The organism is Syntrophorhabdus sp., from assembly GCA_012719415.1.
Lineage (GTDB): Bacteria > Desulfobacterota > Syntrophorhabdia > Syntrophorhabdales > Syntrophorhabdaceae > Delta-02.
In genome coordinates, this window is sequence record JAAYAK010000128.1 from 1 (window position 1) to 26114 (window position 26114).

A 26114-nucleotide genomic window follows, 5' to 3' on the forward strand; every position below is an offset into this window, starting at 1 on the left:
CTGAAACCTGAAACCTGAAACCTGAAACCTGAAACCTTCTTTTCTACGGCCATTGATTTCCCGGCCTTGCCCAATCGTGCTCGTTGTACTTGCCCATGGGGATCTCCGACATGGACATGTAGGCGAGCCATTCCTCGTCATATTCTATCTTCTTCAGTTCCGGATGAGTGGACATGTGGGTCTGGCGCATGGAGGGATCAAAACCGTACTGGGGCTCGACCGTGTCGGGCAGGCCGTCAGCGTCGGTATCCGCCGCCTGGATGGCCGGCAGGCTCTTGCCGTACCTGAAATTATGATAGCACTGCCAGTGCACGAACTCGTGGATGACGGCCTTGGCGAAGGTGTCTATGTTCCTGCTCGTCTCCCAGCCCAGGTGGTAGGGCGGCTGAAGACTTAAGACCGGAAAACGGTTCTGGAACTGGGACCCGAGTTTGGCGAGATTGCACACGTGGATGGTCGCATGCCCCGCGCCGGGCGTATATTGAGCGGGAACCGAGGGGTGTATGCACTCACCGTAGGTGCTCCCCCCGTATTCTATATTGACCAGTTGCCCGCGGGGCTTCGCCGCCGGGGTCTGTTTCCAGTAGTAGAACCAGTTGGGGTATTGCCCGCCGGGATTGTTCTTCAGGTCCCGGGGGTAGAAGAACTGGACCTCCCGGCTCTCCGTGGCGGTGCAGGTACCCACCTTCAGGGTCGCCGTCACCTTCTTTTTGCCGAACTGGCTGTTGTCTTCCGGCATTTTCTCATAGATGACATCGAGAACGCTTCCCCTGGGCGCTCCCTGGACTATTTTGCGCGTCACGCCCTCCATTTCGGGGAGAGTCCATTCCACCGATTCGGCATACTGCTCGGGTTGTGTCTTTGCCTGCAGCTTGAGTTCCAGTGTTGGCGGCTGCTGGGAACTGTAGACCATGCGGGTCCTGTCCGCGGGGAAAACGATGGTGAGCTCTATGGGTTCCTTCGGTCCCTCGGCAATGACCCCGGTCAGGACCGGTTCGGTGGGGCTCTCGAGGTGGAACTTCCAGGTCATGGTGCTGCCCGTGACCTGGCCGTGCCACGGTGCGGTCCTCTCCATGCGCACCCTGTTGTTTATCACTTCAAGGAACATTGTGTCGGAGGTACTGCGGCAGTGTACCACATTCCCCCCGGCGGTGCACGTTGACTGCATCTTGATGCCGTTGCCCAGATCGTGGACGTCGTTGGTGGTCAATGCGACGCCCAGTTGCCAGGGATAGGTTATGACCTGCTCAAAGAGATCGACCTTCCACCGTCCGTTGTAACCCGCCCCGCCTCCGACCTTGTAGGCTTCGACGCGTTCCGTGTAGGTGACTCCCATGTTTACCGTGGTCCCCGTCATGGTTACGCTGTACCGCGGGCACTGTGCCCGCGCGCCGAAGGTTGAGAGCGGCGCCAGCAAGAGGATGATGATCATGAAGTATTTCATGGGACACCTCTTTTCACCAATGGTCATATTCGTTTGATGCTTGAGGTCAACGACACCGCTGTCTTTAGCGAACGGCGGCGCCGTATCTTGCCGCACGGGCCTCAATGGCCCTGGGGTGGATCTGGGCGGTCGAGGGTATCTTGCCGGAGACGTTCTCTATCCTGTCCGTGGTGGCGGGGTGTGTCGCGGTGATCCCGCCCCCCGATGATCCGCTCCTTTGCTCGAGCCGTTTGAGGAAGGACAGGATGGCGCGGGGGTCGTACCCGCACTTCGCGAGCGTCTGCGCGGCGGATTCGTCCGCCGCGTATTCCTGCGAGCGTCCATACCCGTTGACGACGAGGGTCTTGAAAACATCGTCGATGCTGCCCTCGAAGAGGCTGACGAGCTGGGAGACCTCACCGGAGGTGTAGTTGCGAGCCGCCGTGGTACCGATGACGGTGAGCGCCTCGGTCCAGCGAGCGCTCTTAATGGCGGCTATGCCGTCACGTTTGCATATATGCGCGACCTCGTGGGCAAGGACCGCGGCCAGTTCATCCTCGCTCGCCGTTGTCCGTATCATGCCGCTCGTGATGAAGATCGTCCCGCCGGGGGCGGCAAAGGCGTTTATCTCGTTCGTCTCGAGGATGGCGAAGTGGTATCCGCCGTAGGTGAAAGGTTTGTCGGAGTTGAGGGCGACGGTCCTTCCGATGAGATTGACGTAGCGCGTGAGCTGCGCGTTCGTCGTCAATTGATAGGACCCGAGTATTTTTGCGGCCACCGCGCGGCCGACATAGTATTCCTCTTCGTCGGTAATGGGACGGGAGGCCTTGGACGTCTGATCCACCACGGTCATCGCCGTTCCGATGTGCTGAGAGATGTTGCCGAAGCTGCTGGTGTCACAGGAGGCAAGTGCTGCAAGGAGAAGGGGGGCACACAGGAGTACGAGACATTTCTTTGTCATGGCTGCCTCAACCCCCCCGCCACGATGAACTGGGCGACATCGCGATCGGCAACAGGGTAGCGTTCGATGCTGTCCACAAGGTTGTATCTCATTTCCGGATGCTGTCTCTTGTACGATGCCTCGACCTGCGGATTGAATCCCTTCCCGGCGAGGGCGGCCTCGCTCTGGCTGACGGAGGAACCCTTTCGTGAATAGGCGGCAGAGGCTGCAACGGCCCTCTTTTCCACGGCTGTCCTGTGGATGTAGCCGATGGACGGGCCGCACTTCACCTTGTACCAGTCGCCTTCCATGGAGAGGGCCTCCAGCCTGTCGTTATACCGCACGGTGGCCTTGACGGGCGCGAAGAACTTCGCGTATTCGCGGATCGCGTTCTCTTTCGTGATGACCGTGACCGTGTCAGCCAGCGCGGCGGCTGCCGTAAAGACAATGATCAATGACAGGAATATGGCCTTTTTCATCATTTTTCGGTCATTTTAATAATATCCCAATCTTTTGTCAAAGAAAAATTCCGTGCCAGGGATCCGGCCCGTTTCCTGTAGAACTCGCCCGGCCCGTCATGGGGGAATTCCTCGAGAAGGGCATCGAAGAGCTCCACCGCCTCGGTGAACCTCTGCTGCCGGTAGATCCGGAAGGCCCCGTCGTAGAGATCGACCTTTCTTCTCAGTGCGGCAGGCGCGTCGACTGCCTCGCAGAGCACCTCGTGGATGACGACGGGCTCCGATTTCCCCTTCACCTCGATGGGCCCCAGGCTGCGCGACAAAAATAGATCAAAGGTTTTCGCGAGAGTGTGTTCGCTGGCAATGATGTTCGTACCGAAGACCTTGTTCACCGATTCGAGACGTGACGCCAGGTTCACGGTGTCACCGACAACGGTGAAGTCGAAGAGCCGCACGCTTCCCATGTTCCCCGCGATGGTGTCCCCCGTGTGAAGACCCACCCGTATGGCGACGGGAGGGATGCCCTCCTGCTCAAAGACCCCGTTTATCCCGCCGATGGCCTCGATGAACTTGAGCGAGCACCGGCAGGCGTTGATCTCGTCCTTCGGAGTTTCGAGAGGCGAGCCCCAGAATGCCATGATACAATCCCCGATATATTTGTCCACCACCCCCTTTTCTTCGATGACGACCTCGGTGAGTTCGTTGAGGACCCGGTGGAGCATGAGCGCCGTGTCTTCCGGCGTATTTCTCTCCGAAATGGTGGTGAACCCGGCAATGTCGGCGAAGAGCACGGTGACCCTCGCCTTCTTGCCGCCGGGCCTGACGATGTCCGGGTTTTGGAGGACATGTTCAACGATGGTCTTGTCCATGTACTGCGAAAAGGTCCTCTTGATGAACTGTCTTTCCCGTCCCTCCAGGGCGTAGCTGAAGATGGCGGAAAGGATGAAGCTCATGAGGAGGGCCACCACGAGATAGGTCGTCGGGACGTAGTACCGGGCGGAGAAAAGGACCGCCGCCACGGCGAGGATGAGGACGAGGCCCGCAGCGAAGACGGAAAGGTTCTTCGCTATGGTGTGAAAAGTGAGCACGAAGGCCGCGATGAAGACGCAGACAAGAAGCATGAGGAGAGCGACGATAAGCGTCGGGACGGGGCGCATGAAAGTTCCCCGGTCGAGGTTCTCGAAGAGTGTCGCGTTGATGTGGACACCCGTGGAAACCGTCATCGTCGGCGTCGATTTCAGGTCCAGAAGGCCCGGCGCCGTCATTCCCAGGAATACGACCTTCCCTTTGAAGAAGTCCCGGGAAAGGTTCGCGCCCTGCGGTGGAACCGTGCCGCGGTACGCGCTCAGGACATCGATGGCGGGGACGACCGTAAAGGGCCTTTTCCCGCGGGGGAAACGAAGGAGGAGCTTTCCCTCCGTCAGGGGCAGGGTTTTTTCTCGCAAAATGATTCCGCTGGGGTCCATGTTCGCGCCTCCCCGACCCGTGAACCAGGAGAAGGTGAGGCTGGGGAGCGTCATCTCCGCGAGGGTGAACGCCAGGGGTACCCTGCGGTAGACCCCGTCGCCGTCGGGACTGATGGCGACGTTCCCCGAACCCTTCACACCACGGCGTATCGCGTCGACGGGCGCTACGACGGAACGGTATCGGGGTCCCGGCGGCGGACCTCCGGTAACGGCAAAGCGCTTGAGGTACGCGATGTCGTCCGGGGCCATCGCCTTCTCGTTCACCGACAGGAAGAAAGGCAGGTAGACATTGGCCGCCTTCGCGATCGCGTCGCCGAGCACCATGTCATCCTCCTGGCCGTAGGAGGAGGGCTCGGTGAAGAGGATATCCACGAGGAAGCCGTCGGCCAGGGAGGCGAATTCGATGATGGGCGCGTAGACCTGCCGGGGCCATGGCCAGTTGATGCTCTCGGCGCTCAGCGCGTCAATCGATTGTTGATCGATCTCAATGATGACGATGCGGTCCGACGCCCGTTCGGGGTTCAGATAACGGGAGAAGAGATCGAACGACCTGTTCTCGTAGGTGGCAAGGACATCAAAGAGAAAAAGCGCGAGAGAGATAACGAAGGACACTGACGCGAGAAGGACAATATTGCGTACGCGACGTTTCTTCTTCGGCACACGGTTCTCCTGAGTATTTCGAAGTGAACATGCATACCATATCATGAAAAATGACCAATAACCAAATTCCAATAACCAAAAAAACTGACAATAACCAATAACCAAGAAAGAAACGATGCAGGCAGTCCGTTCCGCCCTGACCTTTGTTCAATTGGTTATTGATGAATTGGTCATTATCTTTTTCATTGGTCATTGGAATTTGGTCATTGGTCATTTCCGTTTCCTCTGGTCGCTCCAGAGCGTTAGCATGTTCGCTGCCGTAGATCTATTTTGGACAGGTGTGGTCATTGGTAGTTTTTTCCTGTTGAGCCTTGTCCTGCGGATTATGTATCATGTAGGTTCAAGGAGAACAGTGACCATGAGACTCAAGGATAAAGTTGCTCTACTCACAGCGGCAGCGGGCGCCGGGATCGGGCAGGCGACGGCCCGGGCGATGGCGCGGGAGGGCGCCGCGGTCGTCGTTACCGATATCCACGAGGACCGGGCGAGGACCGTGGCGGAGCAGATAGCGGGTGAATACGGGGCAAGAACGCTGGGCCTCGCGTGCGACGTGACGCGTGTCTCCGATGTGAGCCGCGCCGTGGAGGCGACGCTCGGCGCCTTCGGCCGTGTCGACATACTCTTCAACAACGCTGGAACGAACCGCCCCACCCGGCTGGTGGATATCACGGATGAGGTCTGGGACCTTGTGCTCGCGACGACCCTCACCGGTACCTTCTACTGTTGCAGGGCTGTCGTGCCCGCGATGATCAGGCAGAACAGTGGCCGCATCATAAGCGTGACCTCGGTAGCTGGTTTCCGGGGGCTTGCCGGCGGTCACGCCCATTACGCGGCGGCGAAGGCAGGTGTCATGGCCTTCACGAGATGTCTTGCCATGGAGGTGGCCCCCCACCACATCACGGCGAACACCATAGCGCCCAGTTTCATCTTCAACGAGTTCATCCCGCACATCTATCCCCAGGACGAGATCGATAGAATGTTCGAAGAGATACCATACCCCCGCAAGGGCACCCCGGAAGACGTGGCGAATGCCGCGCTCTTCCTTGCCTCCGACGAGGGAGAGTACATGACGGGCCAGACCCTGTGCGTCACCGGCGGAAGCTGGATGAGGTAAAAGACGGTTTCAGGTTCCAGGTTTCAGGTTTCAGGAGGAGAAGACCGTTCCGGGTTTCGTGTTTCAGGTTTCAGGGAAACACACCACATCGTTTTTTTGCTTGAGGCTTGAGGCTTGAGGCTTGAGGCTTGAGACCGTTTTTTGGTTCGGGGTTGATTATTCGCTGTGACGTGTTATTTTTATGTAACGCCTCGGAAACGAAGCCTTTGTTGACAGTATACGACTGAGGAGGCAGCCCGTGATCACCAAGTTGAAGCCCGATGAGCTGTACAGGAAGTGCGATCCCGATTCCTTTGCCTTTGACGGGGCCGATGCCGTCGTTGAATTGCCGATGACGATCGGTCAGGAGAAGGCCTTGAGGTCGCTTGACTTCGGCCTCAACATGGACAGCACCGGTTTCAACGTTTTTGCCATCGGCGAGAGCGGTACCGGGAAGATGTCCACGGTGATGTACATGTTGAGGCAAAAGGCGGCCAACGAAGAGGCCCCTGCCGACTGGTGTTATGTCCACAATTTCAAGGACCCCGACAGTTCCATAGCCCTTTCCTTCGGGCCGGGCAAGGGTGCCGTATTCCAGAAGGAGCTCGAGGAGATGATCAAGATCCTCAGGCTCGAGATACCGAAGGCCTTTGAATCCAAGGAATACGAGACCCAGAAGAGCAAGATCGTCGACGAGTTCCAGCAGAAGCAGCAGGAGTATCTCACCCGTCTCGATACGGAGGCGAAGGAGAGGGGTTTCACGGTGAAGCGGGGGCCGACGGGGGTCCTCATCGTTCCCGTCAAAGAGAGCGGGGAACTTATGTCGAAGGAGGAGTTCGACGCCCTCGACGCCAAGGCCAGGAAGAAGCTCGAGGAAACAGGACGTCTCTTTCAGGAGAAACTGAACGACGTGGTCCGTATCCTCCGGGAGGCGGAGAAGATCGTCAACGAAATGGTGATACGCCTTGACAGGATGGTCGCCCTCGATATCGTCGGCCCCATGGTCGATGCCATCCAGAAGAAATACGGAGAGCAGGAGAAGGTCGTCAAATACCTCGAGGATGTGAAAGAGGACATACTGACCCATCTCGACGATTTCAAGGTTACCGAGGAAGCCCCCTCGCCCCTGCCCTTCCTGAAGATGCCGAAGGCGGAGACCTCTTTTACCAGGTACGCTGTCAATGTCATTGTTAACAATGGGGAGAGCAAGGGAGCCCCCGTGGTGTACGAGAGCAACCCAACCTACCTCAACCTCTTCGGCAGGATGGAGTACAAGGTTCAGTACGGCATGGCGACAACGGATTTCACGATGATAAAGGCCGGCTCATTGCACAAGGCGAACGGGGGCTATCTTGTCATCGACGCCCTGGAGCTCCTGAGGAACGCCTTTTCTTACGAGGCATTGAAACGGGCGCTCAAGAATGGGGAGATCCGCATCGAGGACGTGCTGGAGCAATATCGTCTCATCAGCACGGCGGGTCTGAAGCCCGAGGCCATCCCCCTCGACGTGAAGGTCGTCCTCACGGGCAACCCCTACCTTTACTATATCCTCCATGCCTACGACGAGGACTCCCGGGAGCTTTTCAAGGTGAAGGCCGATTTCGACAGCCGCATGGAAAGGAACCGGGAGAACACCGACAAGTACGCGCTCTATGTCGCCCAGTGCCAGAAAGATGAGAATCTTCTTCCCTTCGACAGGACGGCCGTGGCGCGGATCGTGGAGATGGGCTCGCGTTTTGCCGACCATCAGGGCAAGCTCTCGACACGGTTCGGCGACATTGCCGACCTCATACGGGAGTCCCATTACTGGGCAAAGAAGGAGGGTGTCGACCGCGTGAGCGCCGCCCACGTCACTAGGGCCGTCAAGGAGAAGATCTACAGGGTGAACCGCATCGAGGAAAGGCTGCAGGAGATGATGATCGAGGATACCCTCATCGTGAACACGGCAGGGGAGAAGGTGGGGCAGGTGAACGGCCTCGCCGTCCTTGACATCGGCGACTACGCTTTCGGTAAACCGTCCCGTATCACCGCGAAGACCTACATGGGCAGGGCGGGTGTCGTCAACCTCGAGCGGGAGACGAAGATGAGCGGCAAGATCCACGAGAAGGCCATCCTTATCATCACGAGCTATCTCGGCGGGAAGTACGCCGTCAACAAGCCGATAAGCCTCTCCGCGTCGATCACCTTCGAGCAGCTTTACGAGATGGTCGAAGGTGACAGCGCTACCTGCGCCGAGCTCTACGCCCTGCTTTCCTCCATCAGCGGCGTTCCCCTCAAGCAGTCCTTCGCCGTGACGGGCTCCATGGACCAGAACGGGGACGTTCAGCCCATAGGCGGGGTGAACCAGAAGATAGAGGGTTTCTTCCATCTCTGCAAGATGCGCGGCCTCGACGGGTCGCAGGGGGTGATAATCCCGAAACGCAACACACGGAACCTGGTGCTGAGCGACGACGTCATAGAGGCGGTGGAGAAGGGGCTTTTCAACGTATACACCATTGACCGCATGGAGGAAGGCCTCGAGATCCTGACGGGCATGCCGGCCGGCGAACCGGGGACCGACGGGACCTATCCCGAGGGCACACTGAATCATCTCGTGGAAAAGCGCCTCACGGAGATCTCAGAGGTGATGGAGAAGAAGAAGGGCAATGGAGAGGAAGGCCGGGAAAAGAAGAACAGCAACGGTCAGTGAGAGGCTATGGCGCTCTCAGCGATGGTCTCGTAGAAGTCATCGGGGGGTTCTTCGTAGAGTCCCTTGATGACCCGGAGCTTTGCCTCGCGAATGAGCTCGGGGTCGTCAAGCTCGTCATCGGTAACGAAATCGGCCTCGCCGTCCCTGAGTTCGATGGCCTCGAGGGAAACCTCATACCACTGCGCGACGAAATCATCTATGGCCTCGATCGTCGTTTTTTCTACCATGGCTCTGTCAGGCTCCTGCCCCTTGCTTTTGAGAAGGGCCATCACCTTCTTGACGGTGTCGGTCACGAGCTTGTCCCGCAGGTCCGGGGTTCCCAGCTTCTGTTTTTTCATCGCGCAAACCCTCCGAAGAAACGCCCCATGGGTTGTTGTACCCGTAGTCCTGGTTGCTTTCATTCATTTTTACACGAAACACGGCGCGGAGTAAAATAGTTTTTGTGGAGGTGGTTTGGCACAGAGCTTGCAGAAGTCTCTGGCATGAAAGCTCGAATTGACAGGATGTCAGGAACACAAAAGACCCGTGGGGACATCAACGAATCCGTCCGGGAATGCTTTCACCTTCTTGCCAAGAGCTGCGAGAGATACGGCGAGATGGAAAGGTCCGAGGCGCCGGAAGTCGTCATGGACATGGAAAAGCTGCTCATCTGGAAACGGATCATGTTCCTCTTCAACGCGGATCCCGACCGCCGAAACTGATGTCAGAATACTGACACGGGATGACCGGCAGGAGGTATCGCCGTCGCGCGGTCTGTGCCCTCGAGAGATGCGCCGGACCAAAGCCTGCTGCAGTTGCATCGTTGCTTTTGCAGGCGCCTTCACGTTACAATAGGCGATGCTTGAGACCATCAGGGACCGTCTCCTGACCCATCGACCGAGGCAGATACCTTCCGACCCTTCACTGAGGGCCGCAACGGCTCTCCTCCTTTTTCAGCGTGACGGAGACGTCCACTGCGTGCTCACCAAACGCACCGACACCGTGCGGCACCACAAGGGAGAGGTCTCGTTCCCTGGAGGCATGTTCGAGGCAACGGACAGGGACCTTGAACACACGGCTTTCAGGGAGGTCGAGGAAGAGATCGGCGTTCAGTTCGGCGACGTGGAGGTCATCGGCAGGCTCGACGATTCATGGACGTATTCCGGATTCGTTATCTCTCCCTTTGTCGGGGTCATGCCTTACCCCTACGAGTTTTCTACAAACCCCCGGGAGGTGGCCTATCTCATCTTCCTTCCCTACAGCATCCTCAAGGGCGAGGAGTTCGCACCGCAACGCCGGTCAGGAGAGTGGACCTCCTTCCACTATAACGGTGACAGGATATGGGGAGCCACGTGCAGGACCCTCATGACCTTCAGGGACATCGTGGACAATGAGAAACTTTGACCTCAAGGTGCTCCTTATCCTTTCTCTCGGTCACCTTGTGGTCGATATCTACCAGGGGGCTCTTCCCGCCATTCTGCCTTTTCTGAAGGAGAAACTCGACCTTACCTACGCGATGACGGGCATGATACTCATGGCGTCGAACTTCACGTCCTCCATCCTGCAGCCTGTTTTCGGGTATGTCTCGGACAAAAAGGCCATGGCCTACCTTTTGCCCCTGGGGCTTGTCGCCGCCGGCGTCGGGTTCTCGGTGCTGCCCTTTTCTCCCTATTTCCTCCTCATCCTGGGCCTTGTCATAATAAGCGGCCTGGGAGTGGCATCCTATCATCCCGAGGGTTACAAGACGGCCCATTTTTTCACGGGTGACAGGCCGGCGACGGGCATGTCCGTTTTCTCTGTGGGCGGGAACGTCGGTTTCTCTCTGGGTCCCATCCTTTCCATGTACATCATAGACCTGTACGGATTCCCCTGGCTGCCCGTCATCGTTGTACCCTCTCTCCTGTGCGCCGCGGTCATCGTGGCATACCGGAGGACCATAATGGTGCCCGTGGCTGTCCACGGGGAGGCGGCAAGAAGGGAGGCGCCGAAGACGTCCTCGGTGGAGTACATCGCGCTGGCCATGGTCATCCTCATTGTCGTCATGCGTTCCTGGACCCAGATAGGTCTCATGACGTACATCCCCTTCTACTACATCGACTATCTTAAGGTGGACCCGCTTTACGCCGGGAAGCTCGTCTTCGTTTTCCTTTTCTGCGGTGCCGTCGGGACGCTGCTGGGAGCTCCCATCGCCGACCGGTTCGGCCACCGTTTCTTCGTGCGCCTGTCCATGTTCCTCTCCACGGTGACCCTGCCTGTCATGTTCCTGCCGGCCGTGGAGCAGAGCCCCTTCCTCTTCGTTGTCCTCGGCGTTCAGGGAATGCTCCTTGTTTCCACCTTCTCCGTCACCATCGTCATGGCCCAGAAGCTCCTTCCCACGAAGCTCGGCATCGCGTCGGGACTCATGGTGGGATTTGCCATCGGCACGGGCGGTGTCGGCGTGACCATCCTCGGTCTCGTCGCGGACCACTATGGTGTGCCCGTCGCGTTATATTCGATCTCGGTTTTGCCCGCACTGGGGTTCATACTGAGCATGTTCCTGAGGTACGATGACTAAAAGAGAAAGCCTTATCAGCATAGTGGGGAGACCCAACGTCGGCAAGTCGACCTTCTTCAACAGGGTCATCGGGTATCGCAAGGCCATCACGGAGGACACACCCGGCGTGACGAGAGACCGCAACTACGGTTCCTTCGAAATGGGCGGGAGAAGCTTTCTCCTCGTCGATACGGGGGGTTTCTCCTCGTCGGAAGAGGACGGGTTCTCGAAGCTCATCATGAAGCAGATCGAGGCGTCGCTTCACGAGTCGTCGGCGGTGATATTCCTGCTCGACGGCAAGGAAGGGGTGATGCCCGCCGACCGGGACATCGCCCGGATGCTCAGGCGGCTGCACAAACCCGTCTACTACGTCGTCAACAAGATGGACTCGAAGAAGCGGGAGGAGGCGCTCGTCGATTTTTACGAGCTTGGCGCCGACACCCTCTATCCCGTGAGCGCGGCCCATGGCCTCGGCATAGGCGACCTCCTCGACGATGTCCTGAAAGGGATGGAAGAAGGGGAGGGAGAGGAGACGCCCGAGGGCGCGGAAGATCTCCGCGTCACCCGGATCGCCCTCGTCGGGAAGCCCAACACGGGAAAGTCATCCCTTGCCAACTGCATCCTCGGCTCGGAGAGGATGATCGTCAGCGACATCCCCGGCACCACCCGGGATTCCGTGGATTCCCGGATCGTTCGCGAGGGAAGGGAGCTTGTCCTCATCGACACGGCGGGCTTGAGGAAGAAGGGCAAGATCTCCGAGAAGGTGGAGGAGTATTCCGTGTCGAGTGCGGTGAGGAGCATCGAGCGCGCTGACGTGGTGAACCTCATCGTCGACGCGGCCGAAGGCCCCGGCCATCAAGAAGGGAGCATCGCGCACCTCATCATATCGAGGGGCAAGGGTCTTTGCATCGTCATCAACAAGTGGGACCTCGTGAAGAAGGAGTTCACTCAGGAGAAATACCGCGACATGGTCTACGAGAGGATCCCCCACGCCTCCTTTGCTCCCGTGGTCTTCTCGTCGGCGAAAAAAGGGACCGGGATAGACGGCATCCTCGACATGGACCTTGCCGTCTACGAACAACTGACGACGAGGATCGGCACCGCCCCCCTCAACAAGGCCTTCGCCGATTTCTTTGCCCGCCACGACATCTCCTACCAGAAGGGCAAACAGGTGAAGATATTCTACGCCAGTCAGGCCAAGGCTTCACCGCCGACCTTTGTCCTTTTCTCCAACCACCCGCGCCTCGTCCCCGACCACTACCGGAAGTACCTCGAGAACAGCCTCCGCGAAGAATTCGGCTTCATGGGAGCGCCCATACGGATAGTGCTGAAAAAGAAATGACCGCTTGAACCGCTTGAACAGTTCGAGTCGCTTGAACGGGAAAGGAAAGCGCTGCAAGACGAGCATTTCATGCATCGCGTCGCAGGTCTCACGTCACAGGCCAAAGGCCGTCACCGCTCATCTGGTCCCACGTTGCTGCGTGGTACCTCAGGAACTGTCGGTCCCGTGACAGGATGCATTGTATATGATGCAAAACGTTCTTGACATTGCGATATGCATCATTTATAATGCAACATGCTCTTCGCTATCGGCAAAGAGATCCGGAAGGCACGGAGGGGTCGGAAAGGCTCCCAGGCGGAGCTGGCGAGGGTTCTCGGCATGAGCCGTACCACCATCGGTCAGATCGAGAACGGCACTGCGCAGGACATCGGGGCGAGGAAGCTCATCAGGATCCTTGAATTCCTCGGCCTGGAATTGCGCGTGCGGCCCCTGGGCGCGCCTCCGACACTGGACGAACTCCGTGAAAAGGAGGGCGACTGATGGCTGATACTCCTTCTCTTGCCGTGTGGGCCGCGGACAACAGGTCAGGACTTCTGGCGCGGGGGCCTCGCAAGGAATGCGTGTTCGCCTATTCACCGGATGCCGGTGCCGATGCTCAGGTATCGCTTACGATGCCGGTCCGGCTGGAAAGCTGGGTGAGTCGTGACCTTCACCCTGTATTCCAGATGAACCTGCCGGAGGGGGCGCTGCTGGAAGCGATCCGGCGCGCCATTGCCAAGGTGGTGGGGGAGGATGACCTTTCCATCCTCCGCGTCACAGGGGGAAACCAGGTGGGAAGGAACCGGTTTTCGCTCCCCGGCGACGAGTCGCCGCACATTGCGGAGACACCGGAGTCCCTCGACGAATTGCTCACCTATCCGGACACGAGGGAACTCTTCCATGAACTTGTGGCAAGATATGCCCTGCGTTCCGGGATATCGGGAGTCCAGCCGAAGGTGCTCCTCGAGGCCTCGCAGCGGGGCGCATTGACGTCGTCCGGCTACATCGTGAAGTCCTGGGGGACGGACTACCCCTGCCTGGCCGCCAATGAGTATTTCTGCATGACCGCCGTGAAGCGTGCGGGGCTGCCAACGCCGGAGTTTTTCCTCTCCGACAACGGCGGGCTCTTCATCATGCGCCGCTTCGACGTCTCTGCCGGGGGTACTCCGATCGGATTCGAAGACATGTGCAGCCTTCAGGCGCTCGGCACGGCTCAAAAGTACTCCGGCAGCTACGAAAGGGTGGCAAGGAGCATCCGCGACTACGTCTCCGGTGACCGCCTGATGGAGGCCCGGGAGCGGTTCTTTGCCACGCTTGTCCTGTCGGTGATGGTTCGCAATGGCGACGCCCATCTGAAGAACTTCGGAGTCCTCTACGCCAAACCCGGGAGCTCTGTGGAGCTTGCGCCGGTCTACGACGTCGTCACGACGACGGCATACATTATTAATGATGTACCCGCGCTCACCCTTGCAGGCACGAAGAAATGGTGGCCCCGCAAAGTGCTGGAGCGTTTTGCCGTGACCCATCTCTTGCTGCCCGTGAAAAAGATCTCCGACACATTCACCCGCGCCTCCGAAGCTGTCATGGAGACGAGAGCGACGATCCCGGCTTACATATCGGACCACCCCGAGTTCCGCGAGATCGGCGAGCGCATGATGGGTCAGTGGGAGCAGGGCGTCAAGGAACTGACAGAACCGGTCTCGAAGACCTCCTGCCTTTCGTCTGATCCCTGAAACTGTCTCTTAAGGTATTTGACTTGAAACCTGGGACCTGAAACCTGCAACCGTCTTTATAAGGGGGGGGAGGGATCAGGGGAGGAAGGGGTAACCCCTGAACCCTCATGAGGCTTGATCAGCCTCGGGATTGCTGTTTTATTTGTGATGGCCGGGAAGGGTTTCTTGATCTCCTGGCTGTCATTCCGGAAGTCCCGGCCATCGTGATCAATTCATTCAAGCAACTTGCGTGCCATGGGAGACCCTTCCCGATATCTTCATGATATCTCGGTCTTACATGGATGAAGGGAGCCGTGCCGTGTCTTGCGTGCAGGCAAGATATGTCGAAGGCCCTTATGGACGTCGACAATGATGTCGAAGGCACTCGGCCGGGGGACCGGCGCGACAGGGGCGCCCCCGCCAGGGGGCGCATGCGGGCAACAGGGGAATTTCCTTGATTATTTTCGTGAAAATTATACAATAATAGGTCTATGGACAAGCAAACCGTCAAGGTTGTCGCGAAGGAGTTCTACAGGTATCTCGACAACGAGAAGGGAGCTGCCTTCAACACGATGCGGGCGTACCGCGGCGATGTGGAGGACTTCGTCCGGTTCGTTTCGGAGGGGTCCTTTGAGGTCGTGGACCATGAGACGATCCGGGCGTACATAGTGCACGTATATAAGGGTCTCAAGAAATCGTCACTGGCGCGGAAGGTCTCGGCGATCAAGATGTTCTTCAGGTTCATGAAGAAGAAGGGCTACATCGACGAGAACACGGCCCTTATCATCCGCAGCCCGAGGATAGAGAAACACCTCCCCAAGTTCTACACGATCGACGAGATGTTCCACTTCCTCGATTTCCTGCCCCGGGACGGATGGCTCAATATGCGCAACAGGGCCATCTTCGAGCTCATGTATTCCTCTGGCATGAGGGCGAGCGAGGTCCTCAGCATGGACAAGGAAGACCTTCACCTCGAGGGCATGTGGGCGCGGGTGATGGGCAAAGGCGGCAAGGAAAGGATCCTGCCTTTCGGCGAGAAGGCGAAAGAGGCCCTCGAGGAATACCTGGCCGCGGTGGGGATGATGGACAAGTTTGCGGCGAACAAGGCCCTTTTCATCAATGTGAGGGGCGAGCGCCTCACATACAGGGGCCTGTTGAAGATAATGAAGAAGCACCAGATCAAGGCCCAGCTCTTCAAGAGTCTGTCGCTTCACGGGATCAGGCACTCCTTTGCCACGCACATGCTGGACAACGGGGCCGATCTCAGGGGGATCCAGGAGCTGCTCGGCCATTCCAAGCTCTCCACAACGCAAAGATACACCCATGTCTCCATGGACAAGCTCATGGAGATATACGACAAATCGCATCCCAGAAGGTAAAGAATGGAAGCCACGACTGTTTTGTGCGTCAGACACAATGGGGGAATTGCTATTGGAGGCGACGGTCAGGTCACGATGAACGCCACGGTGATGAAGCACACGGCGAAGAAGGTCCGCAAACTCTATAGCGATAAATGCCTGGCCGGTTTTGCCGGTGCCACCGCGGACGCCTTCACCCTCTTCGAGCGCTTCGAGAAGAAACTGGAGCAGTACAACGGCAACATCACGCGGGCGGCCGTGGAGCTCGCCAAGGACTGGAGGACGGACAGGCTCTTGAGGAGACTCGAGGCCCTGCTCATCGTTGCCGACAGTGACCATACGCTCATTCTTTCCGGCAACGGCGACGTCATCGAGCCTGACGACGGCATAGCGGCGATCGGTTCCGGAGGTCCCTACGCGCAGGCGGCGGCGAAGGCGCTCGTCAAGCACGCGTCACTCTCGGCGGTCGAGATCGTGAAGGAAGCCATGGCGATCGCCTCGGACATATGCATCTACACGAATGAAAGGGTAACGATAGAGGAACTTTGATGAAACAGTTGACGCCTAAGGAGATCATGGAGGAGCTGGACCGGTTCATCATCGGCCAGAACAAGGCGAAAAAGGCCGTGTCGGTGGCGCTTCGCAACCGCTGGCGGCGCCAGATGATACCGGCGGACCTGCGTGACGAGGTTGCGCCCAAGAACATCATCATGATCGGTCCCACCGGGGTGGGAAAAACGGAGATCGCCCGCAGGCTGGCAAAGCTGGCGAACGCCCCTTTCCTCAAGATAGAGGCGACGAAGTTCACGGAAGTGGGTTACGTGGGCAGGGACGTGGAGTCGATGATCAGGGACCTCACCGAGCTTTCCGTGAACATGCTCAAGAAGGAAGAGCACGAACGGGTGAAGGAGAAGGCCACGATCATGGCCGAGGAGAGGATCCTCGATCTCCTTATCCCGAAGAAACGGACGAGCACGGCGGGCGAGGAGGAGGAAAGCCCCGACCAGTCGCGGGAGAAGATGCGCATGCGCTTCCGGGCAGGCACCCTCAACGACCGTCTCGTGGAGCTCGAGGTTCCCGACCGGGCCCTCCCTATCATAGAGATATTCTCTTCCCAGGGGATGGAAGAGATGGATATGCAGCTTCGGGACATGTTCGGAAACATGCTTCCCCAGAAGACCAAGCGGCGCAAGATGAAGGTCGGCGAGGCTTACGAGCACCTTATCCAGGAAGAGTCCCGCAAGCTCATCGACATGGACAGGGTCACCTCCGATGCCGTCGACCGCGTGGAGCAGTCGGGGATCATCTTCCTCGACGAGATCGACAAGATAGCGAGCCGCGACCACGGCCACGGTCCGGACGTTTCGCGCGAGGGCGTCCAGAGGGACATTCTCCCCATCGTGGAAGGAACGACGGTCACCACCAAGTACGGCATGGTGAAGACGGACCATATACTCTTCATAGCCGCGGGGGCCTTTCACATGTCGAAGCCCTCGGACCTCATACCCGAGCTGCAGGGCCGTTTTCCCATCCGGGTCGAACTCGACGCCCTGACGAAGGACGATTTCTACCGGATCATCACGGAGCCCGACAATGCCCTCATCAAACAGTACCGGGCGCTCCTCAAGACAGAGGACGTGGAGCTTCAGTTCGACGAGGAGGCCATCAGGGAGATCACGGATATAGCGCAGAGGATAAACGAGATGACGGAGAACATAGGCGCCCGGAGGCTCTACACGGTCATGGAGAAGCTCCTCGACGACATCTCCTTTACGGCGCCGGACCTCAAGGGCCAGAAGGTCGAAGTGACTAAGTCCTACGTCCGTGAGAAATTGGGCGAATTTCTGGACAAAGAGGACTTGAGCAGGTACATACTCTAACGATCGGAGTCCCATAATGAGTGAAAAGATACAGACGCTTCTGGAAGCACTTCCCTATATCAGCAAGTTCGCCGGGTGCATATTCGTTATAAAGTACGGCGGGGCGGCGATGGAGGAGGAATCCCTGAAGAAGGAGTTCGCGAAGGACGTGGCGCTCCTCAAGTATGTCGGGATCAATCCCGTCATCGTCCACGGCGGGGGCCCCATGATCGGAAGGCTGCTCAAGGACCTCCAGATACCCACGCGCTTTGTCAACGGCTTGAGGGTCACCGACGAGAAGACCCTGGAGGTGGCGGAGATGGTCCTGTCGGGTCTCGTGAACAAGGAGATCGTCAAGAACATCAACGATATGGGCGGTAAGGCCATCGGTCTTTCCGGCAAGGACGGGAGGCTTCTCATGGCGAAGCAGGTCGAGGACAGGGAGGTGGGCCTCGTAGGAGAGATCACCTCCGTCGATGTCGCCATCATAAAGGATATCAGCAGGCACGGCTACATCCCCGTCATAGCTCCCATTGCCGACGGGGTGGACGGCAGGGCTTACAATATCAACGCCGACACCGCGGCGGGCAGCATCGCCGCGGCCCTCTCGGCGGAGAAATTCATACTTCTCACCGATGTGCAGGGTGTTATGGGGGCGGACGGAAAGCTCATTTCCGTCCTGAAGCGATCGGAGATCGAGAAGCTCATCGACGATAATGTTGTGACGGGCGGGATGATCCCCAAGGTCACATGCTGTACCGAGGCGCTAAAAGGGGGTGTCAGGGAGGCTCATGTTGTCGACGGCAGGACCCCCCATGCCATTCTCCTCGAGGTATTCACCGATTCAGGGATAGGCACCGAGATCACAGGAGACTAAAAAATGCAGGAAGAATTGATAAAGAAGGCGACACAGTACATCGCGAACACATACACCCGTTTTCCCATCGTCGTCACCAAGGGCGAGGGATGCTGGCTCTGGGATGTCAACGGAAGGAGGTATCTCGATTTTCTGGCCGGCATAGCCGTATGCAATCTGGGGCATGCCCATGAGAACGTCGTGGAGGCATTGACGGCACAGGCAAAAAAACTGTTCCACGTTTCGAACCTCTTCTACATGGAGCCGCAGATAAAGGCGGCACAGATGCTCGTGGAGCATTCTTTCGGCGACAAGGTCTTCTTCTGCAACAGCGGGGCGGAGGCCAACGAGGCGGCGATCAAGCTCGCGCGCAGGTACTCCTGGGACAGGCACGGGGAAGGTCGCCACGAGATCATCACCATGGATAATTCCTTCCACGGTCGGACGATAAACACACTGGCGGCGACGGGACAGAAGAAGTTCGGAGTGGGGTTCGAGCCGTTGACGCTCGGGTTTGTCCACGTGCCCTTCAACGACCTCGGGGCCGTCAGGGACGCGATCACTGAGAGGACATGCGCCGTCATGCTCGAACTTGTCCAGGCCGAGGGTGGCGTTTACGTGGCCGACAAGGAGTACGTGACGGGTCTCAGGGAACTCACGAAGGAAAAGGATATTCTCCTTATCCTCGACGAGGTGCAGACCGGCATGGGCAGAACGGGCGCATTCTTCGCCTATGAGCATTTCGGCATCACGCCCGACATCATGAGCCTGGCGAAGGCCCTGGGCAATGGGTTCCCCGTGGGGGCCATGGTGGCCACGGATGCCGTCATGTCGGCCTTCGTGCCCGGGACCCATGCCTCCACGTTCGGAGGGAATCCGCTCGCATCGGCTGCGGTGCTTGCCACGCTCAACACTCTCATCGATGACGGCGTGATAAAGAACTGTGCCGAGTCGGGCAAGTACCTCCGCAAGGGCCTTCTGGCGCTGAAGAAGAAGTTCCCCTTCATCGTCGATGTGAGGGGGATCGGCCTCATCTGGGGTGTCGAGCTTTCCATCGATGCCGACGCCACGGCGAAGGAGTTCCTGAAGGAAGGGGTCATCCTCAACTGCACGAAAGGGACGACCTTGCGTCTTGTGCCCCCCCTTGTCGTGAAGAGAGAGGAGATCGACATATTTCTCGATATAGCGAACCGGATATTTGAGAGGAAGAAAGGGTGAAAAGGGACTTTACCAGACTACTCAGCATTACGAAGAAGGAGTGCGATCAGCTCCTGAAGAGAGCGCGGCAGCTCAAGGCGTTCAGGCAGGCGGGCAAGCCCTGGCAACCGCTCACAGGCAAGAGCCTTGCCATGATCTTTGAGAAGGCCTCCACGAGGACCCGCCTTTCTTTTGAGACGGGCATGCACCAGCTGGGCGGACAGGCCATCTTCCTCTCCCCCTCTGAGACGCAGATCGGCCGGGGAGAGCCGATACAGGACACGGCCCGCGTTCTGAGCCGGTACGTCGACGGGGTCATGATCCGGACCTTTTCACAGGACACGGTGGAAGACCTTGCCAGGTGGGCGGCCATCCCTGTCATCAACGGGCTTTCGGATCAATACCACCCCTGCCAGACCCTCGCGGACCTTCAGACCATTGCGGAGTACAAGGGCAGTCTCAAGAAGGTGAAGGTTGCCTACATCGGCGACGGCAACAATGTCGCCAACTCGTGGCTGGAGGCAGCGATCCTGATGAAGATGCCCTTTGCCATCGCCACTCCGAAGGGCTATCTGCCTGACAGAGATTTGGTTCAAAAGGCGTCGGAGGGGACGGATCTCACCCTTACCGACGATCCCGCGGAGGCTGTGCGCGGCGCCGACGTCATATACACCGATGTGTGGGTGAGCATGGGACAGGAAAAGGAGAAGGCCTTGAGGAAGAAGGCCTTCAAAGGTTACAGGATAGACGACAAACTCTTGGGGCTGGCACACAGGGACGCCATCGTCATGCACTGCCTGCCGGCCTATCGCGGTCAGGAAATAACGGATGAGGTCTTCGAACGTTTCCAGGAGGTCATATTCACGCAGGCGGAGAACAGGCTGCACGCGCAGAAGGCGCTCCTCGAATGGCTTCTCGCGGGACGGACAAAGGCTTCGGCACAATAAACGGAGGTCAGGATGAAAAAGGTTAAGAAAGTGGTCCTCGCGTATTCCGGAGGGCTTGACACATCAATTCTCGTAAAATGGCTCAAGGACGTCTATGGCTGCGAGGTCATAGCCTATGCCGCCGACGTAGGCCAGGAGGACGAGCTTGTCGGCCTCAAAGAGAAGGCGTTGAAGACGGGCGCGTCCAAGGTTTACATAGAGGACCTTCGGGAAGAGTTCGCGAGGGATTTCATATTCTTTGCCATCAGGGCGAATGCCATCTACGAGGGCAACTACCTCATGGGTACCTCCATCGCACGGCCGCTCATCGCAAAAAGACAGATCGAGATAGCCCGCAAGGAGAAGGCCGACGCCGTCTGCCACGGGGCGACGGGCAAGGGCAACGACCAGGTCCGTTTTGAGCTCACCTTCTACGCGATGGAGCCGAACATCAGGATCATTGCGCCCTGGAGGGAGTGGGACTTCACCTCCCGCGACGACCTCATCGACTACGCGAAGAAGCACGGCATAGAAGTGCCGGTGACGAAGAAGAAGCCCTACAGTATGGACCGGAACCTCATGCACATAAGCTACGAGGGGGGTATCCTGGAAGACCCCTGGTCCGAGCCGATGGAGAACATGTTCAAGACGACGGTATCCCCCGAGAAGGCACCCAACAAGGCGACATACGTGGAGATAACCTTCGACAAGGGTGTGCCCGTGGCGATAGACGGCAAGAAGATGTCGGCATTCAAGATCGTCGATCACCTCAACAAGGTGGGAGGAAAGAACGGCATAGGGCGCGTGGACATCGTGGAGAACCGTTTTGTGGGCATGAAATCGCGGGGCGTGTACGAAACGCCGGGATGCACCATCCTCCACGCGGCGCACAGGGCCGTGGAAACGCTGACACTGGACAGGGAGGTCATGCATATCCGCGACGGTCTTATCCCCAAGGTGGCCGAGCTCATTTATTACGGGTTCTGGTTCTCCCCGGAAATGAAGGCCATCATGGCGCTCACGGACGAGATACAGTCCGTCGTGAACGGGACGGCACGGTTGAAGCTCTACAAGGGCAACTGCATCGTCGTGGGCCGCAAGTCGAAGAATTCCCTTTACATGAAGGATTTCGCTACCTTCGACACCGATACCGTGTACGACCAGAAGGACGCCGGCGGTTTCATACGCCTGAACGCGTTAAGACTGCGTATCCGGGCGATGCTGGAGAAGTGAAAGGTCCGACCCCTTATCGATAGACACGTTTGGAGAACACGATGAACCCCTATGAGCCTCATGCGATCGAAGAGAAATGGCAAAAGTACTGGGAGGAGCGTGAAGCGTTCCGCGTTGATGAAGACCCGTCGAAACAGAAATACTACCTCCTTGAGATGTTCCCCTATCCCTCGGGGAAGATCCACATGGGGCACGTGAGGAACTACTCCATCGGCGACGTCATTGCCCGGTACAAGACAATGAAGGGGCTCAATGTCCTGCACCCCATGGGATGGGACGCCTTCGGCATGCCCGCGGAGAACGCCGCCATCGAAAGGGGGATACAGCCGGCGACGTGGACCCACGAGAACATTGATTACATGAAACAGCAGTTGAAGCGCCTCGGTTTCGGCTACGACTGGAGGCGGGAGGTCGCCACCTGCGACGTGGACTATTACCGGTGGGAACAGTGGATGTTCCTCAAGATGTTCGAGAAAGGTCTTGTCTACCGGAAAAGCTCGCCCGTCAATTTCTGCCCGAAGTGCCAAACCGTCCTCGCCAACGAGCAGGTCGAGGGGGGAAATTGCTGGCGCTGCGGAGAAGAGGTCACGCAGAAGGAGCTGACACAGTGGTTCTTTGCGATAACGAAATATGCCGACGAGCTCCAAGAGTACTGCGACAAGCTGCCCGGCTGGCCCGAGAAGGTCACGAGCATGCAGAAGAACTGGATCGGCAAGAGCTACGGTGTCGAAGTCCATTTCACCCTGGAGGACGGATCACCCTTCACGATCTTCACGACCCGGCCCGACACCCTGTACGGTGTGACCTTCATGGTCCTGGCGCCGGAACATCCGCTTACCCTGGAACTGTCCCGGGGCACCGCCCAGGAAAAAGAGGTGGCCGCCTTTGTGCAAAAGGTCAAGGCGCAGGACAGGAGCTTCCGGGGGGAGATCAGCCTCGAAAAAGAGGGTGTTTTCACCGGCAAGTACGCCATAAACCCCCTGACGGGCCACAGGATCCCCATCTATGTGGGGAACTTCGTCCTCATGGAGTACGGCACGGGCGCCATTATGGCCGTCCCCGCCCACGACCAGAGGGACTTCGAGTTCGCCAGGGAGTATGATCTTCCCGTGATCGTCACGATCACGCCCAAAGACAAGGAACTCAACGCCGGGTCCATGACCTGCGCCTACGTGGATGACGGTGTCCTCGTCAATTCAGACAGGTTTGACGGAATGAACAACCGCGAGGCCATCAGCGCCATCATCGACTACCTTGAAGAAAAGGGGTTTGGCACGCGGACCGTCAATTACCGGCTGAAGGACTGGGGCATCTCGAGACAGCGCTATTGGGGGGCTCCCATACCGATCATCTATTGCGAGGATTGCGGGACCGTTCCGGTGCCCGAGAAGGACCTGCCGGTCACGCTTCCCGTGGATCTGGAGATAAAGATGGTGGGCCGCTCGCCGCTTGCCGACCATGCACCGTTCTACGAGGTGGAATGCCCCGTCTGCGGGAAGAAGGCGAGGCGTGAGACGGATACCATGGACACATTCGTCGAATCGTCCTGGTATTTTCTGCGATACACCTGCGCCGACTACCAGGATGGTCCCCTCGACAGAAAGCGGGTCGATTACTGGATGCCCGTGGACCAGTACATAGGCGGCATCGAGCACGCTGTCCTGCACCTGCTCTACTCGCGGTTCTTCAACCGCGTTCTCAACGAGCTCGGTCTCGTCGACGTCCGTGAGCCCTTCGAGAACCTCCTCACCCAGGGCATGGTCATCAAGGACGGGGCCAAGATGAGCAAATCCAAGGGGAATGTCGTCGACCCCAACTATCTCATCGAGAAGTACGGTGCCGACACGGCACGGCTTTTCTGCCTTTTTGCCTCCCCGCCGGAGCGGGACCTCGACTGGAGCGACCAGGGCGTGGAAGGGAGCTACCGCTTCCTCCAGAGGGTCTGGAGACTTGTTGCCGACCGCGCGGATTCCCTGGCGGCGGTGACGGCGGTCGACCAGTTCCCGGGAGCGGCCGGAGATGAGAAACAGCTCATCCATAAGATCCACAAGACCATCATGAAGGTGACGGACGACGTGGAGCGGTTTCATCTCAATACCGCGATCGCGAGCATCATGGAGCTTGTCAACATGACGTACAAGTTCGTCGAGAAGGGAGTTGACGGTGAAAGAGGGAAGGGGCTGCTCAAGGGCTCCATCGAGGCAATTCTCAGGCTCCTTTTCCCCTTCGTTCCTCACATCGTATCGGAGCTGTGGCAGACCATGGGAGCGGATGTGGCCGTCCTCGCGTCATCGTGGCCGTCCTGGGACGGGGAGCTGGTGAAAGAGGAAAAGGTCATGATCGCCGTGCAGATCAACGGGAAGCTGCGCGATACCTGTGAAGCGGATCGCGATATGAGTGAGGATGCGCTCAAGGAGATGATCTTCGGCCTGGAGAAGGTGCGGAAGCACCTTGAGGGAAAAGCGGTCAGGAAGACGATCATGGTGCCCAACAAGCTCGTCAACATCGTATGCGGGTAGAAGAGGACAGACGCCCGGTCATGGGTGACGGGTCGGAGAGAGGAATGAAGGCAACGGGATGGACTATGAAGGGTAAAGGCTTGAAGCGGACAGTGTTGATCCTCATCGCGGCAGCGATGCTGATGGTGACGGGGGCGTGCGGGTATCAGCTTATCGGCGGCAAGGGCATATACGGCGGCGACATATCGTCGATCTACGTGCCGGTCTTCAAGAACCTGACCTACGAGCCCCACGTGTCCCAACCCGTTACGGATTCTTTTTCCAGGGAACTCCTGTCGACGGGGCTTTTCACATTGAGCTACGAGAAGGCGGACGGGGTTTTGAAGGGAGAGATCATGGACGTTACGATGTCGCCGTCATCGCTGAACGCCCAGGGCGTCGTCATCGAGAAATCGGTAAGCGTAACGGTGAAGGTCTCCCTTTCCCAGAAGAACGGGACCCTCATAAAAGAATTCGCCATTGGTGATTCAGAGATCTACAAGATACAGGAAGGGGCGGAGGAATACAATCGGCGCGAGGCCATCCGTCGGCTTTCTGCCCGGATGGCGAGGCGGTTCAGCGCTCAATTGCTCCTGGAATATTGATGATGCCTTACGCTGCCTGACTCTTGTGAAGCTTCCGGGCCAGACGGGAGATCTTCCTCGCGGCGTTGTTCCTGTGCACGACACCCTTTGAAGCCGCCTTGTCGATGGAGGAAACGGCATCCCTGAAGATGGTCTCGACCTCTCCTTCTTTCCTGTCGATAGCGCCGATGGCCCGTTTTATCCTGCTCTTCATCGTTGATTTGAAGTGGGAATTCCTCAGTCTACGTTTCTCGGACTGTACTGCTCTCTTGATGGCCGATTTATTCTTCCTCAAAGGTTGTCCTCCTCTTTAAGACTTTTCTTTATTTATCACCCATGGGCGCGAAAGTCAAATAGTTCTGCATCATTGAAAAACGCGGTCCCTCTCGCGGCAGATGTACAAAACGCCGCGAAGACGACCCGGCAATACCCGCGGGATCCTTTTCATCGAAGCGGCTTGTTTTGTGTGGTCCAGCGATCCTAAGCGTTCGCGGGTACTACTTCTTGCCGGCAGCCCTCTTGGATGCCTTGAGGGGATTGATCTTCTGCTCCTCGGCCTTGGACGCTTTCTTCACGTGGGTCGACATCGGGCACGAGCCCTTCTGCCACTTCTGGGCAGGATAGGGGAAGGTCGAACAGTACTTTCCCGTTTCGAACTCGATCACCCTGGTGCATCCTTCACAGTTCTCTACGATGGGGAAGCATTTTCCTCCACTGTACGAACATCCCGTCTTCTTCATGAAGATACATTCGATTCCCGGTTTCAACGTTGTGCATACCATAACGGCATCACCTCCTTAAAATTGACAAAAGCGTACTATGTAACTATATTTTGATGCTCATTGTCAATATCCTCTCTGAAATTCCCTGACTGGAATGTGATTTTGAAAGGAATCTATTGACAGAGGGGGCGAAATATTTTAATTATTAATGTTTTGTTCGCGCGGAACTTCATGTTGATTTTGGCATGTTTCTTGTAGTATAATAACTCTTTTGCTGGTGTAGCTCAATCGGCAGAGCAGCTGATTTGTAATCAGCAGGTTGCGGGTTCGAGTCCCATCACCAGCTTATAAAACGGAGAGGTTCCCGAGCGGCCAAAGGGGGCAGACTGTAAATCTGTTGGCGAAGCCTTCGGTGGTTCGATCCCACCCCTCTCCACCATTGAAAAATAAGAGCCCTGAAGGCGATGTGTCGCCTTGAGGCTCCGGAACGGATAGTAACATGACGTGCGGGAGTAGCTCAGTTGGTTAGAGCATCAGCCTTCCAAGCTGAGGGTCGCGGGTTCGAGTCCCGTTTCCCGCTCCAAAAAACCGAAGCGGGTGAAGACTC

Annotated in this window: 24 protein-coding genes and 3 tRNA genes; 20 read left to right on the forward strand and 7 right to left on the reverse strand. The window is 57.8% G+C overall.

Annotated features, from left to right (window positions below; all coding sequences use genetic code 11):
- Positions 1 to 43: 43 nt before the first annotated feature.
- The 4 genes from GXX82_07960 to GXX82_07975 form a co-directional block, all read right to left on the reverse strand.
- Positions 44 to 1444 carry a hypothetical protein gene (locus tag GXX82_07960; protein ID NLT22967.1) on the reverse strand — a complete coding sequence of 467 codons (1401 nt, stop codon included), beginning with the start codon at positions 1442 to 1444 and terminating at the stop codon, positions 44 to 46.
- Positions 1445 to 1508: 64 nt separating this feature from the next.
- A complete protein-coding gene (locus GXX82_07965; protein ID NLT22968.1) occupies positions 1509 to 2276 on the reverse strand; it encodes a M48 family metalloprotease in 768 nt (255 codons plus the stop codon).
- A gap of 104 nt (positions 2277 to 2380) precedes the next feature.
- A complete protein-coding gene (locus GXX82_07970; protein ID NLT22969.1) occupies positions 2381 to 2845 on the reverse strand; it encodes a hypothetical protein in 465 nt (154 codons plus the stop codon).
- Positions 2842 to 4947: an adenylate/guanylate cyclase domain-containing protein gene (locus tag GXX82_07975; protein NLT22970.1), complete on the reverse strand. Its 2106-nt coding sequence runs from the start codon at positions 4945 to 4947 to the stop codon at positions 2842 to 2844. The genes GXX82_07970 and GXX82_07975 overlap by 4 nt, the downstream gene beginning before the upstream one ends.
- A 358-nt stretch (positions 4948 to 5305) precedes the next feature.
- Between GXX82_07975 and GXX82_07980 the strand changes: the two genes are divergently transcribed.
- A complete protein-coding gene (locus GXX82_07980; protein NLT22971.1) occupies positions 5306 to 6061 on the forward strand; it encodes an SDR family oxidoreductase in 756 nt (251 codons plus the stop codon).
- Between the two features lie 331 nt (positions 6062 to 6392).
- On the forward strand, positions 6393 to 8729 hold the full coding sequence (locus tag GXX82_07985) for an AAA family ATPase (protein ID NLT22972.1): 2337 nt from the start codon (positions 6393 to 6395) through the stop codon (positions 8727 to 8729).
- On the opposite strand, the gene GXX82_07990 is transcribed toward GXX82_07985, so the two are convergent.
- The gene (locus GXX82_07990) at positions 8723 to 9067 is read right to left on the reverse strand and encodes a hypothetical protein (GenBank protein ID NLT22973.1); all 345 of its coding nucleotides are present in this window, start codon (positions 9065 to 9067) and stop codon (positions 8723 to 8725) included. The two genes, GXX82_07985 and GXX82_07990, sit on opposite strands and share 7 nt — an antisense overlap.
- A 144-nt stretch (positions 9068 to 9211) precedes the next feature.
- On the opposite strand from GXX82_07990, the gene GXX82_07995 reads away from it, so the two are divergent.
- The 15 genes from GXX82_07995 (at position 9212) to GXX82_08065 (ending at position 24806) form a co-directional block, all read left to right on the forward strand.
- A complete protein-coding gene (locus tag GXX82_07995; GenBank protein NLT22974.1) occupies positions 9212 to 9430 on the forward strand; it encodes a hypothetical protein in 219 nt (72 codons plus the stop codon).
- A 136-nt stretch (positions 9431 to 9566) separates the two neighbouring features.
- Positions 9567 to 10112 carry a CoA pyrophosphatase gene (locus GXX82_08000; protein NLT22975.1) on the forward strand — a complete coding sequence of 182 codons (546 nt, stop codon included), beginning with the start codon at positions 9567 to 9569 and terminating at the stop codon, positions 10110 to 10112.
- Positions 10099 to 11262 (forward strand): MFS transporter, encoded by a 1164-nt coding sequence (locus tag GXX82_08005; protein ID NLT22976.1) that lies wholly within the window; start codon positions 10099 to 10101, stop codon positions 11260 to 11262. The genes GXX82_08000 and GXX82_08005 overlap by 14 nt, the downstream gene beginning before the upstream one ends.
- Positions 11255 to 12583: a ribosome biogenesis GTPase Der gene (gene der / locus GXX82_08010; GenBank protein NLT22977.1), complete on the forward strand. Its 1329-nt coding sequence runs from the start codon at positions 11255 to 11257 to the stop codon at positions 12581 to 12583. The genes GXX82_08005 and der overlap by 8 nt, the downstream gene beginning before the upstream one ends.
- A 234-nt stretch (positions 12584 to 12817) precedes the next feature.
- Positions 12818 to 13063: a helix-turn-helix transcriptional regulator gene (locus GXX82_08015; protein ID NLT22978.1), complete on the forward strand. Its 246-nt coding sequence runs from the start codon at positions 12818 to 12820 to the stop codon at positions 13061 to 13063.
- Positions 13063 to 14295 carry a type II toxin-antitoxin system HipA family toxin gene (locus GXX82_08020; protein NLT22979.1) on the forward strand — a complete coding sequence of 411 codons (1233 nt, stop codon included), beginning with the start codon at positions 13063 to 13065 and terminating at the stop codon, positions 14293 to 14295. Before GXX82_08015 ends, GXX82_08020 begins: the two co-directional genes overlap by 1 nt.
- Positions 14296 to 14765: 470 nt before the next feature.
- Positions 14766 to 15653 (forward strand): tyrosine recombinase XerC, encoded by an 888-nt coding sequence (locus GXX82_08025; protein ID NLT22980.1) that lies wholly within the window; start codon positions 14766 to 14768, stop codon positions 15651 to 15653.
- Positions 15654 to 15656: 3 nt separating this feature from the next.
- The gene (gene hslV / locus GXX82_08030; GenBank protein NLT22981.1) at positions 15657 to 16181 is read left to right on the forward strand and encodes an ATP-dependent protease subunit HslV; all 525 of its coding nucleotides are present in this window, start codon (positions 15657 to 15659) and stop codon (positions 16179 to 16181) included.
- Positions 16181 to 17512, forward strand: coding sequence for an ATP-dependent protease ATPase subunit HslU (gene hslU, locus GXX82_08035; protein ID NLT22982.1), 1332 nt, complete (start codon positions 16181 to 16183; stop codon positions 17510 to 17512). The genes hslV and hslU overlap by 1 nt, the downstream gene beginning before the upstream one ends.
- A gap of 16 nt (positions 17513 to 17528) precedes the next feature.
- Complete coding sequence (gene argB / locus GXX82_08040; GenBank protein ID NLT22983.1) at positions 17529 to 18368, forward strand: acetylglutamate kinase; 840 nt, start codon at positions 17529 to 17531, stop codon at positions 18366 to 18368.
- Between the two features lie 3 nt (positions 18369 to 18371).
- A complete protein-coding gene (locus GXX82_08045) occupies positions 18372 to 19565 on the forward strand; it encodes an aspartate aminotransferase family protein (protein ID NLT22984.1) in 1194 nt (397 codons plus the stop codon).
- Positions 19562 to 20491, forward strand: coding sequence for an ornithine carbamoyltransferase (argF, locus tag GXX82_08050; GenBank protein ID NLT22985.1), 930 nt, complete (start codon positions 19562 to 19564; stop codon positions 20489 to 20491). Before GXX82_08045 ends, argF begins: the two co-directional genes overlap by 4 nt.
- Before the next feature lie 12 nt (positions 20492 to 20503).
- Positions 20504 to 21703 carry an argininosuccinate synthase gene (locus tag GXX82_08055; GenBank protein NLT22986.1) on the forward strand — a complete coding sequence of 400 codons (1200 nt, stop codon included), beginning with the start codon at positions 20504 to 20506 and terminating at the stop codon, positions 21701 to 21703.
- Between the two features lie 41 nt (positions 21704 to 21744).
- Entirely contained in the window at positions 21745 to 24222 is a 2478-nt protein-coding gene (locus tag GXX82_08060; protein NLT22987.1) for a leucine--tRNA ligase, read from the forward strand.
- 65 nt (positions 24223 to 24287) lie between these two features.
- The gene (locus GXX82_08065; protein ID NLT22988.1) at positions 24288 to 24806 is read left to right on the forward strand and encodes a hypothetical protein; all 519 of its coding nucleotides are present in this window, start codon (positions 24288 to 24290) and stop codon (positions 24804 to 24806) included.
- 7 nt (positions 24807 to 24813) lie between these two features.
- Here GXX82_08065 and GXX82_08070 read toward each other — a convergent pair whose 3' ends face one another.
- Both GXX82_08070 and GXX82_08075 read right to left on the reverse strand, forming a co-directional pair.
- The gene (locus GXX82_08070; protein ID NLT22989.1) at positions 24814 to 25080 is read right to left on the reverse strand and encodes a 30S ribosomal protein S20; all 267 of its coding nucleotides are present in this window, start codon (positions 25078 to 25080) and stop codon (positions 24814 to 24816) included.
- Between the two features lie 202 nt (positions 25081 to 25282).
- On the reverse strand, positions 25283 to 25567 hold the full coding sequence (locus GXX82_08075; protein NLT22990.1) for a hypothetical protein: 285 nt from the start codon (positions 25565 to 25567) through the stop codon (positions 25283 to 25285).
- 213 nt (positions 25568 to 25780) lie between these two features.
- On the opposite strand from GXX82_08075, the gene GXX82_08080 reads away from it, so the two are divergent.
- The 3 genes from GXX82_08080 to GXX82_08090 all read left to right on the forward strand — a co-directional run bounded on the left by GXX82_08080 (position 25781) and on the right by GXX82_08090 (position 26090).
- A tRNA-Thr gene (locus tag GXX82_08080) sits at positions 25781 to 25853 on the forward strand.
- An 8-nt stretch (positions 25854 to 25861) separates the two neighbouring features.
- Positions 25862 to 25946 (forward strand) — tRNA-Tyr (locus GXX82_08085).
- A 67-nt stretch (positions 25947 to 26013) separates the two neighbouring features.
- Positions 26014 to 26090: transfer RNA gene (locus GXX82_08090), tRNA-Gly, on the forward strand.
- Positions 26091 to 26114: the final 24 nt, after the last annotated feature.

Excerpts from the sequence above, each read along its gene's own strand:
- GXX82_07960 (NLT22967.1), bottom strand. The coding sequence starts at position 1,444 with ATGAAATACTTCATGATCATCATCCTCTTGCTGGCGCCGCTCTCAACC.
- GXX82_07965 (NLT22968.1), bottom strand. The coding sequence starts at position 2,276 with ATGACCGTGGTGGATCAGACGTCCAAGGCCTCCCGTCCCATTACCGAC.
- GXX82_07970 (NLT22969.1), bottom strand. The coding sequence starts at position 2,845 with ATGATGAAAAAGGCCATATTCCTGTCATTGATCATTGTCTTTACGGCA.
- GXX82_07980 (NLT22971.1), top strand. The coding sequence starts at position 5,306 with ATGAGACTCAAGGATAAAGTTGCTCTACTCACAGCGGCAGCGGGCGCC.
- GXX82_07985 (NLT22972.1), top strand. The coding sequence starts at position 6,393 with ATGACGATCGGTCAGGAGAAGGCCTTGAGGTCGCTTGACTTCGGCCTC.
- GXX82_07990 (NLT22973.1), bottom strand. The coding sequence starts at position 9,067 with ATGAAAAAACAGAAGCTGGGAACCCCGGACCTGCGGGACAAGCTCGTG.
- GXX82_07995 (NLT22974.1), top strand. The coding sequence starts at position 9,212 with ATGAAAGCTCGAATTGACAGGATGTCAGGAACACAAAAGACCCGTGGG.
- GXX82_08000 (NLT22975.1), top strand. The coding sequence starts at position 9,567 with ATGCTTGAGACCATCAGGGACCGTCTCCTGACCCATCGACCGAGGCAG.
- GXX82_08005 (NLT22976.1), top strand. The coding sequence starts at position 10,099 with ATGAGAAACTTTGACCTCAAGGTGCTCCTTATCCTTTCTCTCGGTCAC.
- der (NLT22977.1), top strand. The coding sequence starts at position 11,255 with ATGACTAAAAGAGAAAGCCTTATCAGCATAGTGGGGAGACCCAACGTC.
- GXX82_08015 (NLT22978.1), top strand. The coding sequence starts at position 12,818 with ATGCTCTTCGCTATCGGCAAAGAGATCCGGAAGGCACGGAGGGGTCGG.
- GXX82_08020 (NLT22979.1), top strand. The coding sequence starts at position 13,063 with ATGGCTGATACTCCTTCTCTTGCCGTGTGGGCCGCGGACAACAGGTCA.
- GXX82_08025 (NLT22980.1), top strand. The coding sequence starts at position 14,766 with ATGGACAAGCAAACCGTCAAGGTTGTCGCGAAGGAGTTCTACAGGTAT.
- hslV (NLT22981.1), top strand. The coding sequence starts at position 15,657 with ATGGAAGCCACGACTGTTTTGTGCGTCAGACACAATGGGGGAATTGCT.
- hslU (NLT22982.1), top strand. The coding sequence starts at position 16,181 with ATGAAACAGTTGACGCCTAAGGAGATCATGGAGGAGCTGGACCGGTTC.
- argB (NLT22983.1), top strand. The coding sequence starts at position 17,529 with ATGAGTGAAAAGATACAGACGCTTCTGGAAGCACTTCCCTATATCAGC.
- GXX82_08045 (NLT22984.1), top strand. The coding sequence starts at position 18,372 with ATGCAGGAAGAATTGATAAAGAAGGCGACACAGTACATCGCGAACACA.
- GXX82_08055 (NLT22986.1), top strand. The coding sequence starts at position 20,504 with ATGAAAAAGGTTAAGAAAGTGGTCCTCGCGTATTCCGGAGGGCTTGAC.
- GXX82_08060 (NLT22987.1), top strand. The coding sequence starts at position 21,745 with ATGAACCCCTATGAGCCTCATGCGATCGAAGAGAAATGGCAAAAGTAC.
- GXX82_08065 (NLT22988.1), top strand. The coding sequence starts at position 24,288 with ATGAAGGGTAAAGGCTTGAAGCGGACAGTGTTGATCCTCATCGCGGCA.
- GXX82_08075 (NLT22990.1), bottom strand. The coding sequence starts at position 25,567 with ATGGTATGCACAACGTTGAAACCGGGAATCGAATGTATCTTCATGAAG.